Raw genomic sequence first — 10,510 nt, forward strand, 5'->3', positions numbered from 1 at the left:
TGGCCGATGTCTTCACCCCCGGTCTGTACATGTTGGAAACCAACAACATGCCGATCATGACGACCCTGCAACATTGGGATCATGGCTTCAAAAGCCCCTTCAAGTCCGAGATTTACTACGTCAACACCACCCGTTTCTCGAACCTCAAATGGGGCACGAAAAACCCGATCATGGTGCGTGATCCTGAATTCGGCCCCACCCGCCTGCGCGCCTTCGGCACGTATACGGTCAAGGTTGCTGATCCTGCCGTGTTCTTGCGCGAAATCGTCGGCACCGATGGCGAATTCACCATGGACGAGATCAGCTATCAGATCCGCAATATCATCGTGCAGGAATTTTCCCGCGTGATCGCACAATCGGGTATTCCGGTGCTGGATATGGCCGCCAATACCGCTGATCTGGGCAAACTGATTGCCTCGGCCATTGACCCCACGATGAAGCAATACGGCCTGACGATCCCTGAACTTTATATCGAGAACATCAGCCTGCCTGCCGCCGTCGAGGAAGCGCTGGACAAGCGAACCTCGCTCGGGCTGGCCGGTGATCTGGGTAAATTCACCCAATATTCCGCAGCCGAGGCGATGACATCCGCTGCGAATAATCCTGCGGGCGGCGGCATGGCCGCAGGTCTTGGTGCCGGCATGGGCATGGCGATGGCCGGGCAGATGGCGAACCAAGGGCCTTGGGGTGCAAGCCCTGCTGCCGCAGCACCCCCACCCCCACCGGTCGAGCACGTCTGGCACATCGCCAAGGGCGGCGAGGTGACCGGCCCCTTCTCCAAGGCCGCGATGGGCCGCATGGTCACCGAAGGCACGTTGAGCCGTGACAGTATGGTCTGGACCCAAGGTCAGGACGGCTGGATGGAAGCGGGCGAGGTCATGGAACTGGCCCAGCTTTTCACCATTATGCCGCCACCACCGCCGGGGACCTGAGACGATTTCTGCCCTTGCGACCATAAAGGCCAGGCTGCCGCACCGGCGCGTCTACCTCAAGTGGATGCACTGGATGATGGTGCCCTTGTTTGTCTGGTTCGTTGTGGTGCAGCCTATTGACGTGCAACGCATCGGCCCTGCTGCAGTGCAATTCCATTCAGTGATGGGGCTGCTTTTTGTGAGCTTGGCGCTTTTCTGGACCGTCGATTATATGCGCAAAGGTCTGGCCAGCCGCCCCGGCCCGAAATTGCCCGCCAAGGCGCGCCCGCTTCACCAGCTTCTGCATAAAGTGCTGATCTGGGGTGTGTTCTGTGTAGCCCTCACAGGTTTTGGTCTGGGGCTGACATCGGCTGTCCTGCTTTGGGCGGGGGGGATCGTGCCGATTGCACCGCCCCTGAATATGCCGCAGGCGAATGATTTCATCGGCATGGTTCATGAAGTGCAGTTCTATACTTTGGCTGTCATCGCGGGGTTTCACGTGCTGTTCCACCTCTGGCGCCACTATCGCTTGCGTGACAACGCGCTGCGGATAATGGCGCCCAAAGCATTGCACAGGTTCCTATGACGCGACGCAGACTCACAATTATCCTGCACTGGAGCATCCTGATGCTGGTGCTTGTCATGGTCAAAGGCGGCACGTCTGAGCCATGGGTCCGCTGGGCCTTTGTCATCGGCGGCGGGCTCTGGGTTGGCCTGGCACTGGTGAAAGGGATGATGTGCAAACCGGGGCCCAAACTGCAAGGGCCGCTGCGCACGGCCTACCCGTGGATGCATCGCGGTATGTATGCGGTGCTGGCTGTGACTGTGGCCTTGAACGCAGCCGCCCTTCTGGGCTGGATGCCCCATGATACAGGCTGGGTGGCGCTTCTCGTTTTACTCGGCGCGGGGGCCCTGCACGGGCTGTTCCACTTTTGGCGGCACAACGTGCTGTTTGATGGCGCGCTGCGGGTCATGACGCCGCGCTTTATGCATAAGATACTGTGATGGCTGACGGACAAACACCTGAAAACGAACACCGCTTTCCTTGCGAAAGCTGCGGCTCGGACCTGCGGTTCGATCCCACAGATCATCAGCTCAAGTGCAATCACTGCGGCAACGTGCAGCCGATCGAGAGCGCGGGCCCTTGGGCAGGTGCGATTGTCGAGCTGGATTTCCAGCGCGCGGTGCAACACCGGCTCGACGATGCCGATATCGAGGAAACCCGTGTCAATGAATGCCCCAACTGCGGCGCCCAGACCGAGTTTGACCCCGATATCCACGCCGCCGAGTGCCCGTTCTGCGCCTCCCCTGTGGTCACTGACACCGGCACCCACAGACATATCAAACCACGTGGCCTGCTACCTTTTGCACTTGATGAGGGGGCCGCGCGCGAGGCCCTGATAACCTGGCTTGGCAGCCTCTGGTTTGCACCAAACGGCCTGACGGATTACGCGCGCAAGGGCCGCAAGATGAACGGCATCTATGTCCCCTACTGGACCTTCGATGCCGACACCAAGAGCCAGTACACAGGCCAGCGCGGCACGCATTATTATGAAACCCGCACCGTGATACGCGATGGCAAGCGCCGTCAGGTCCGCGTGCGCAAAACACGCTGGCGGCCCGCCTCGGGGCGCGTGGCGCGGTTCTTTGATGATGTTCTGGTGCTGGCGTCCCGGTCGCTACCCAAGAAATACACTGACGGGTTAGAGCCTTGGGATCTGTCGGCCTTGGAACCTTACAACCCCGAATATCTGGCCGGTTTCCGCGCCGAGGGCTATCAGGTGGAACTGACAGACGGGTTCACCGAGGCCCGCGCCTATATGGACCGGATGATCCATCGCGATGTGAAATATGATATCGGTGGCGATGCCCAGCGTGTCAGCAGCGTGAACACAGTTGTCAGTGACGTGACATTCAAACACATCCTGCTGCCAGTCTGGCTTGCGGCGTATAAATACCGCGGGCAAACCTACCGCTTTGTCGTGAATGGCCGCACGGGGCGTGTACAGGGTGAGCGGCCGTATTCCGCGTGGAAGATCGCCTTTGCTGTTGTCATAGGACTTATCCTTGCGCTTATCGCAGGATTTGTTATCGCTAACAGTCAATAAAAGAGGGAGCCTCCGTGATGATCCTGTGCTGTGGAGAAGCGCTTATTGACATGTTGCCGCGCGAGACTGCGGAGGGCGAGAGCGCCTTTGCGCCCCATGCGGGCGGTTCGGTCTTTAATACGGCCATTGCGCTGGGGCGTCTGGATGCCCCTGTGCAGTTCTTTTCAGGGCTCTCGTCCGACCTTTTTGGCGATGTCCTCCGGTCAGGACTTGCCGCCTCACAGGTTGATGCCGGTCCCGCTGCCATCTCGGACCGCCCAACCACCCTTGCTTTTGTCAAACTGACAGATGGCCATGCCTCCTACGCCTTTTATGACGAAAACACTGCTGGCCGCATGTTGACCAGCGATGATCTGCCCAATGTGACGGCAGATGCTTTGTTCTTTGGCGGGATCAGCCTCGTGGTCGAACCCTGCGGTGCCGCCTATGAAGCGCTGATGCTGCGCGAGGCCTCAACAAAGCTGACCATGATCGACCCTAACATCCGCCCTTCGTTTATCACGGATGAAGCCGCCTATCGCGCACGTCTTTCGCGGATGATGGGGGTGGCAGACATCATCAAGACCTCGGACGAGGATCTGGCGTGGATCATGGGGACGGCTGATGCAGACGGCTTTCTAGCACAGACCGGCGCGCAGGTCATTCTGCTGACACGAGGCGGCGAAGGCGTCAGCATCGTGACCAAGGATGGCACGTTTGATGTGCCTGCCGAGAAAGCGGCGGTCGTCGATACTGTGGGCGCTGGCGATACATTCAGCGCGGGCTTTATGGCGCAACTGCATAAAAGCGGCCACCTGACGAAAGCAGGGATCAAAACCGCCAGCGAAGACGATTTGCGCGCCGCCGCCGCTTTCGGGGCCAAAGTGGCCGCGATCACCGTCAGCCGCGCCGGTGCCAATCCACCCTGGACGTCCGAGCTGTGAGGGCACTGATCCAGCGCGTCACCCAAGCTGCAGTTCATGTGGATGGTGCCGAGATTGGGGCGATCGGACCGGGACTGCTGATCCTGATCTGTGCAATGGAAGGCGATGACGCGGCGAAATCCAAGGCACTGGCTGCAAAAATCAGCAAATTGCGCATCTTCACCGACGATGCGGGCAAGATGAACAAATCCTTGCTGGATACAGGCGGGGCAGCATTGATCGTCAGCCAGTTTACGCTGGCGGCTGATACATCACGCGGCAACCGCCCCGGATTTTCCGCGGCGGCCAAACCCGATGTCGGGCGTGCGCTCTATGAGCAGTTTGTTGACGATACTGCAGCGCTGGGTATCGCGACCGCGACCGGATCATTCGGGGCTGATATGGCTGTCAGCCTGACCAATGACGGGCCGGTGACGATCTGGCTGGACGTTTAGCCTAGCACTGCTTGCCGACGACCAGCACCCAGTAAGGACCGCGCGGACCTTGGGTGATGCCAACACCGAATTCCTCAATCCGGGGGTGCAGCATGTTGCGGCGGTGACCGGGTGAGTTCAGCCAGCCATCCACAATCTGCTCGGAGCGGGGATAGCCCCAGGCGATATTCTCGGCGACGATACAATCGTTGTACCCTGCCTGCTTGACCCGCGCCTGCGAGTTGGTGCCATCCGACCCACGGTGATCGAAGAAGTTGTTGACCAGCATATCACAGGCATGAACCATCGCAGCCTGCCCCAACTGGCGGTTGAAACGCAGCGGCGCTTCACCGTTGGCGCGGCGGCTCTGGTTCAGGCCAGCAGCGATCTGGGTGGCCAGTTCGTTGACGTTCGGGGGGGCGACACAATCGGCAGCGGCCGCTGACGTACCGACAAAAGAAAGCGCCATCACGGCCATGAAGCGAGCAAAGCGAGTCATAAATTCGATCCCGTCGATTTAGTAAAACCACGGTAAGGGTCCCAGCACAACGCGGCAACGCAAAGGCGACTCTGAGGCGCAGAAGCGGCGATTACATGCCGAACCGACGCAATTGGAAACTAATCGCGCTTATCGCAAAGATTGTCGCCGCAACGCAGATAATCATAGGGCCGACGGACGTATCGAAGATCACGGCAAGCCGCAATCCGCCCACGGCCGAGAGCACACCGATTCCCATCGACAGAAACGCCATGCGTTCCGGTGTGCTGGCATAGTTGCGTGCAGCGGCTGCCGGAATGATCAGAAGTGCCGTGATCAGCAAAGCGCCGACAACCTTGATCGCCACCGCCACAACCGCCGCCAGCAAGAGCGTCAGCACCAGCTGTTCACGGCGCGGATTGATGCCTGCCGCATAGGCAAGGTCAGGGCTGAGCGTTGCCGTCAGCATCGCGGACCAATGCCACCAGAGTGCGGCGACAACCAGCGCCCCGCCGCCCCAGATCACCGCGAGATCGCCGCGCGTCACGCTCAGGACATCACCGAAGAGATAGGCATCCAGATCAACCCTTTGGCCGGGGATCAGGGTGACAGCCACCAAACCTATGGCCAAAGCGGCATGCGCAAGGACGCCCAGCATCGTATCGACCGCGGCACCCTGACTGCTGAGCCCGTGGATCAAGACGGCCATCGCCAAGGCAACAACGCCCACCCCCAAGGTGATCGAGGTGCCGAAAAGCAGCGCCAGCGCCACGCCCAGCACGGCTGCATGGGCCGTCGCGTCACCGAAATAGGCCATGCGCCGCCAGACAACAAAACAGCCCAGCAGGCCAGCCGCAATCGCTGTCCCGACACCGGCAAGTGCCGCGCGCACCAGAAAATCATCCAGCATTTATTCCGCCGCCTCATGGTGATGGTGGTGATCATGGTCGTGCCCGTGATCATGGTCATGGCGATAAAGCGCAAGCGCACCGCCCGTGCCTGTCCCGAACAACTCGCGATATGCGGGTGCGGCCGAGACCACCTCGGGGGTGCCTTCACAACAGATATGCCCGTTGAGACAAATCACCCTGTCGGACGCGCTCATCACGACGTGCAATTCATGGCTGACCATCAGCACTGCACAACCGATATCGCGCCGCACCGCCTCGATCTGTCGATAGAACGCAGCCGATCCCGGCTGATCGAGGCCCTGTGTCGCCTCATCCAGCATCAGGACATCCGGCCTGCCCAAGATCGCGCGAGCCAACAGCACCCGCTGGAACTGCCCCCCCGACAACTGAGACATCTGCTGCGCACCAAGGCCCGCAACACCCGCCGTGCGCAACGCCTCTTTCGCAGCGTCGGGGTCTACCGGGTGCGGCAGGTTCAAAAACCGGTTCACCGTGATCGGCAGGGTCGGATCAATATGCAGCTTTTGTGGCACATAGCCGATGCGCAAACCCTCTTGGCGTGTCACAGTGCCTTTCTGCGGGTTCAGGGCGCCAATCAGGACACGCAGCAGCGTTGATTTACCCGATCCGTTTGGTCCGACAATGGTGACGATCTCGCCGGGTTCAAGCGCAAGGCTCACCCCTTGCAAAACCTTCTGGCCACCATGTGAAAACTCAATGTGGCGCGCATCAATCAGGCTCATGCCGCATCCTTTGTCTGGCAGTCAGGGCACAGCCCCTCGGCCTCGAAAACGGTCTGTTCAACCTGAAATCCGCTCAAGGCCGCTGTCTGGTTCATCGCGGCGTTGGCCTGCGCCTCGGCAACCTTGCCGCAACTGCGGCAAATCATAAACGCCGGATCATGGGCAGCGCCAGGATGGGTGCAGGCAATAAAGGCATTCAGCCGCTCGACACGGTGTACAAACCCCTGCGCGACCAGAAACGCAAGCGCACGATACGCGACCGGCGGCTTGGACCCCAGCCCTTCGGCATCCAGACGCGCCAGAACGTCATAGGCCCCCATCGCGGCATGGCTTTCCAACAGGATCTCCAGCACGCGCCGGCGCACAGGCGTCAGTTGCACCGCGCGTTCCTTGCAGGCGGCTTCGGCCGCAGCCATTGCAGAGCTGACACAAGTGCTATGGTCGTGACTGGCAAAGCCCAGCGTCTCCTGTGGCATGATCGCCCCTTGTTATGTTATAACATACACATTATAGCGATGGCGATTTCAAAGAACAAGGACCGCACCATGATTCGTTTTCTTGCCGCATTTTCCCTTCTTCCTTCCGTCGCGCTGGCCGACGTGCCGCGCGTGATGACGGATATCGCCCCCATTCACAGCCTGACAGCACAAGTCATGGGTGATCTTGGCCAGCCCGATGTTCTTTTGCCACCCGGTGCTGACCCGCATGACTATGCGCTCCGCCCAAGCGATGCGGAACGGTTGGGCGCAGCCGATCTGGTGATCTGGGTCGGTGAAAGTCTTACACCGTGGCTGGAAGAGCCGCTTGAAACGCTCGCCCCGCAAGCCCCGCGTTTTGAATTGCTTGAGGTTGGCGGCTGGGAAAAGCTGGAAGCCCGCGGGAAAGGTGATCACGGGCATGAGGATCATGGCCATGATGACCACGGACACGACGATCACGGACACGACGATCACGGGCACGACGATCACGGGCATGACGATCATGACCACGGACACGATCATGCCCATGATCACGGCGACTATGACCCGCACGCCTGGCTTGATCCGGTTGTCGCCCAAACATGGGTCTCCGCGATTGCGAGCGAGTTGAGCACGCTCGACCCGGACAATGCCGCGACCTATGCCGCCAACGCCAAATCCACGATTGCCGCCCTTGCTGCACTTGAGGCGGACCTCGCCGCACAATTGGCAGGCCTGTCAGAGCGCGCGTATATCCTGCCGCATGATGGCTATCAGTATTTCGAGGCACGCTTCGGGCTGACAGCACAGGCCGCGATTTCCGGCATTGATGCACGCACACCCGGGCCTGCGCAGATCGCCGCATTGCGCGAGGAGATGGCCGCGCAGAATGTGGTCTGCGTCTTTAGTGATGCGGAAATCGGCGACCGTTGGGCGACTGTTATCATCGAGGGCACCTCTGCAAAGACGGCAGCGATCGACGGTGTCGGGGCCGGCCTCGCGGCAGGACCTGCGCTTTACGGGCAAATGCTGGAACGGCTTGCCGCGCAATTTGCAGGCTGCCTTGGGCCCAATACGTAAGGTGGATCAAGATCCACCTTACCCGAATGTGACCTCACTCTGGCAAAAGCCTTTCGGATCGCAACCAAGCCGGAATGTCACCGATGGACGACAAGACCACGTCGGCCAGCGGTGACAATTCTTCCCGCGGCGCCGGGCCTGTCAGCACGCCGATCGTGCGCATCCCTGCCGCGCGACCTGCATGAAGATCATGGGTGCTATCGCCGACCATGAGGCAATTCTCTGCGCCCAGCCCTGTTTGCGCGCAAAAGGCCAAAAGCTGTCCGGGCGCGGGTTTCCCGCCATGCCCGCTGTCGTAACCAGCGATAAAATCGAAATGCTGCGTGACGCCTGCGCGCGCCAGATGCGCCCGCGCGGGGGCCTCGGCATCATTGGTGGCGATGCCCAGACGCAGACCTGCGGTACGTAATCCCGCAAAATAGCTCTGCAACGGCACCGCCTCGACCTGTGTCACAGCGGCTGCCGCCGCATTCATCCGTGACAAAAGCGCGTCGGCATCCAGATCAGGCAACACCGATCTGATGATCTCCGCCACCTCGCCAGCCGTGGACGCGATGACGATGCTCTCGGGACGGAACGTCGCTGCGGGGACATCATATCCCAACACATCCGCCAGACGTGCAAAAAGCACGGGATCATGGCCTGCTTCGGCGTCGAGCATCCCGCGCGTCCACGCACCCCACGTGGCGTTGAAGTCGAACAACGTCCCGTCCTTGTCAAAAATGATACCTTTGATCACAGCGCGCCCTTTCATCATGCATTGACACCGGACCCTGCCCGCCCGACGGTGTCAACCTATGTTGAAATTCCGTTCCTACCGCACACGGCCAATGCATCTGGGGGGCTTCCCGCTCGAGAGCCTGCGGCGTGTGGATCATGTTGATCTGTCAGCGCTTCCGCGGATGGATCCGGTGTCTTTTCGCAGGCCGGACGATCGCAAAAGCATTATCGGCGCGATGCAGGATTATCAGGCGATGCTGGACGCCACCCGCGACGGCATGGTCAAGCGCGAGATGGCCGAAATCCCTGAAGACCTGACGGAAAGAGCCAATCATCTCAAAGCCTTCGGATATTACTGTGACGCCAGCATGGTGGGTGTGTGCGAAGTGCCCGAAGCTGCTTGGCTGCAAACCCCGATCACCAATCCGGATGTGGACAGGCTTGCAGATAAACTGCGCACCATGCAGCCGAAATCGCTTGCCGCCGGGATTGACGTGATCATGGCAGGATTGCGGGAAAGCATGTCTTTGCCTCCCGCCGATTGCCGCCATCATACCCATGCGCTGGTGTTTCTTTACGAAGATCCCCGCGCGCCCAAGGAGGGCGAACAGGGGACCCGCTGGATCAAGGATGCGCTGCCCCAGCGGGCCTGCCTGCGCGGGATGGAAACCGCCGTCACGCTGGCCAGCTATATCCGCACGCTGGGCCATGAGGCGCGCGCCCATTCGATGGCCGCCACCGATGTGCATCTGGGCGCTCTTGCGGCCCTTGCGGGCCTCGTCGCGCTGGAGGACGGCGCGCTGATCAACCCGTTCACCGGCGATCGCTACGGGTTGGCTGCGGTCACGACCACGCTGGCCATGACACCGGACAAACCTCTTGCGCCGGGACAAAAAGCGCCGCGCAGCTATCAAACAGGCCTTGGCACCCATGCCAAGACCGCACAGACCCGCGACCCCTTTGCCAAGCGCGATTTCGCCCTTGGCCCGCATCCTTTCGAGACGCTGAAACGGGTGGAGGAACCCACGACCTACATCGACCGCGCAAACGTCGCCCGCGTGCCTAAACGTGCGAATATGTTCGTGCGTGGCCTGTTCGGCGATATGGGCAAGCAGGTGCAAGAAGCCACCAAGAACGGCAACTACGTGCGCAAATCGGCGGCAGCCTTTGCGTTCCGGCCATCGCTGGGGGCCTTTGTGCTGCTGCAAGACGGCGAAGCCGTGGGCGACCCCGTAAAGGACACGCCCGAAAACAACGCCGCGAATATCAAGGCAGCACTCTACTTTCTGGGCGTTGATGCCGTGGGCCTGTCGGCCTGCCCCGACTGGACCTATTACAGCCACGATACCACCGGCGCGCCGATCACCCCCTACCACGATCACGCTATTTCCATGATCATCGACCAAGGCCATGAAACGATGGAAGGCGCCTCGGGCGACGACTGGATCGCCTGTGCGCAATCCATGCGCGCCTATTTGCGCTTCTCGCTTTTGGGTGGCGTGCTGGCCCAGCATTTGCGCAATCTGGGCTATACCGCGCGCGTCCATTCGGTGATGGACGAAGAGGTCCTGCACCCGCCGCTCTTGCTGCTCTCGGGTTTGGGCGAGGTCAGCCGGATTGGCGAGGTGATCCTGAACCCCTTCCTCGGGCCGCGCCTGAAATCCGGCGTTGTCACCACCAACATGCCGATGACGCATGACAAACCCATCGACTTTGGACTGCAGAAATTCTGTGACGCCTGCAACAAATGCGCCCGCGAATGCCC

The 10,510-nt window shown here is 60.6% G+C and carries 12 protein-coding genes and 1 pseudogene; 8 read left to right on the forward strand and 5 right to left on the reverse strand.

What is annotated here, in order from left to right; genetic code table 11:
- The 6 genes from VGP75_RS10260 to dtd all read left to right on the forward strand — a co-directional run.
- Positions 1–932 (forward strand): SPFH domain-containing protein (locus VGP75_RS10260; RefSeq protein ID WP_327543572.1); only part of this gene is annotated, 932 nt, incomplete at its 5' end.
- A gap of 64 nt (positions 933–996) precedes the next feature.
- The gene (locus VGP75_RS10265; protein ID WP_327543573.1) at positions 997–1,497 is read left to right on the forward strand and encodes a cytochrome b/b6 domain-containing protein; all 501 of its coding nucleotides are present in this window, start codon (positions 997–999) and stop codon (positions 1,495–1,497) included.
- Positions 1,494–1,916 (forward strand): hypothetical protein, encoded by a 423-nt coding sequence (locus VGP75_RS10270; protein ID WP_327543574.1) that lies wholly within the window; start codon positions 1,494–1,496, stop codon positions 1,914–1,916. The genes VGP75_RS10265 and VGP75_RS10270 overlap by 4 nt, the downstream gene beginning before the upstream one ends.
- Positions 1,916–3,019, forward strand: coding sequence for a TFIIB-type zinc ribbon-containing protein (locus tag VGP75_RS10275; protein WP_327543575.1), 1,104 nt, complete (start codon positions 1,916–1,918; stop codon positions 3,017–3,019). Before VGP75_RS10270 ends, VGP75_RS10275 begins: the two co-directional genes overlap by 1 nt.
- A gap of 17 nt (positions 3,020–3,036) precedes the next feature.
- A complete protein-coding gene (locus VGP75_RS10280) occupies positions 3,037–3,942 on the forward strand; it encodes a carbohydrate kinase family protein (RefSeq protein ID WP_327543576.1) in 906 nt (301 codons plus the stop codon).
- Positions 3,939–4,376 carry a D-aminoacyl-tRNA deacylase gene (dtd, locus tag VGP75_RS10285; RefSeq protein ID WP_327543577.1) on the forward strand — a complete coding sequence of 146 codons (438 nt, stop codon included), beginning with the start codon at positions 3,939–3,941 and terminating at the stop codon, positions 4,374–4,376. Before VGP75_RS10280 ends, dtd begins: the two co-directional genes overlap by 4 nt.
- A gap of 1 nt (position 4,377) precedes the next feature.
- Here the strand turns inward: dtd and VGP75_RS10290 are convergent, their stop codons facing one another.
- The 4 genes from VGP75_RS10290 to VGP75_RS10305 form a co-directional block, all read right to left on the reverse strand.
- Positions 4,378–4,854: a CAP domain-containing protein gene (locus VGP75_RS10290; protein ID WP_327543578.1), complete on the reverse strand. Its 477-nt coding sequence runs from the start codon at positions 4,852–4,854 to the stop codon at positions 4,378–4,380.
- 91 nt (positions 4,855–4,945) lie between these two features.
- Positions 4,946–5,743, reverse strand: coding sequence for a metal ABC transporter permease (locus VGP75_RS10295; protein ID WP_327543579.1), 798 nt, complete (start codon positions 5,741–5,743; stop codon positions 4,946–4,948).
- Entirely contained in the window at positions 5,744–6,487 is a 744-nt protein-coding gene (locus VGP75_RS10300) for an ATP-binding cassette domain-containing protein (RefSeq protein ID WP_327543580.1), read from the reverse strand. It abuts the gene before it with no gap.
- Positions 6,484–6,963, reverse strand: coding sequence for a transcriptional repressor (locus tag VGP75_RS10305; RefSeq protein WP_327543581.1), 480 nt, complete (start codon positions 6,961–6,963; stop codon positions 6,484–6,486). The genes VGP75_RS10300 and VGP75_RS10305 overlap by 4 nt, the downstream gene beginning before the upstream one ends.
- Positions 6,964–7,032: 69 nt before the next feature.
- Between VGP75_RS10305 and VGP75_RS10310 the strand changes: the two genes are divergently transcribed.
- Positions 7,033–8,025: a zinc ABC transporter substrate-binding protein gene (locus VGP75_RS10310; protein ID WP_327543582.1), complete on the forward strand. Its 993-nt coding sequence runs from the start codon at positions 7,033–7,035 to the stop codon at positions 8,023–8,025.
- 34 nt (positions 8,026–8,059) lie between these two features.
- Here VGP75_RS10310 and VGP75_RS10315 read toward each other — a convergent pair whose 3' ends face one another.
- A complete protein-coding gene (locus VGP75_RS10315; RefSeq protein WP_327543583.1) occupies positions 8,060–8,782 on the reverse strand; it encodes an HAD family hydrolase in 723 nt (240 codons plus the stop codon).
- 40 nt (positions 8,783–8,822) lie between these two features.
- Between VGP75_RS10315 and VGP75_RS10320 the strand changes: the two are divergent.
- Positions 8,823–10,510 (forward strand): annotated as a pseudogene (locus VGP75_RS10320) (reductive dehalogenase domain-containing protein); the annotation flags it as partial.

Origin of the sequence: Yoonia sp. (genome assembly GCF_036007805.1) — a bacterium.
In the GTDB taxonomy this organism is placed as follows: Bacteria; Pseudomonadota; Alphaproteobacteria; order Rhodobacterales; family Rhodobacteraceae; genus Yoonia.

What these genes read in the sequence shown, in the direction of transcription:
- VGP75_RS10275 (WP_327543575.1), top strand. Translation starts at nt 1,916, where the DNA reads ATGGCTGACGGACAAACACCTGAAAACGAACACCGCTTTCCTTGCGAA.
- VGP75_RS10300 (WP_327543580.1), bottom strand. Translation starts at nt 6,487, where the DNA reads ATGAGCCTGATTGATGCGCGCCACATTGAGTTTTCACATGGTGGCCAG.
- VGP75_RS10295 (WP_327543579.1), bottom strand. Translation starts at nt 5,743, where the DNA reads ATGCTGGATGATTTTCTGGTGCGCGCGGCACTTGCCGGTGTCGGGACA.
- VGP75_RS10290 (WP_327543578.1), bottom strand. Translation starts at nt 4,854, where the DNA reads ATGACTCGCTTTGCTCGCTTCATGGCCGTGATGGCGCTTTCTTTTGTC.
- VGP75_RS10270 (WP_327543574.1), top strand. Translation starts at nt 1,494, where the DNA reads ATGACGCGACGCAGACTCACAATTATCCTGCACTGGAGCATCCTGATG.
- VGP75_RS10265 (WP_327543573.1), top strand. Translation starts at nt 997, where the DNA reads ATGCACTGGATGATGGTGCCCTTGTTTGTCTGGTTCGTTGTGGTGCAG.
- VGP75_RS10310 (WP_327543582.1), top strand. Translation starts at nt 7,033, where the DNA reads ATGATTCGTTTTCTTGCCGCATTTTCCCTTCTTCCTTCCGTCGCGCTG.
- VGP75_RS10305 (WP_327543581.1), bottom strand. Translation starts at nt 6,963, where the DNA reads ATGCCACAGGAGACGCTGGGCTTTGCCAGTCACGACCATAGCACTTGT.
- VGP75_RS10280 (WP_327543576.1), top strand. Translation starts at nt 3,037, where the DNA reads ATGATCCTGTGCTGTGGAGAAGCGCTTATTGACATGTTGCCGCGCGAG.
- VGP75_RS10315 (WP_327543583.1), bottom strand. Translation starts at nt 8,782, where the DNA reads ATGATGAAAGGGCGCGCTGTGATCAAAGGTATCATTTTTGACAAGGAC.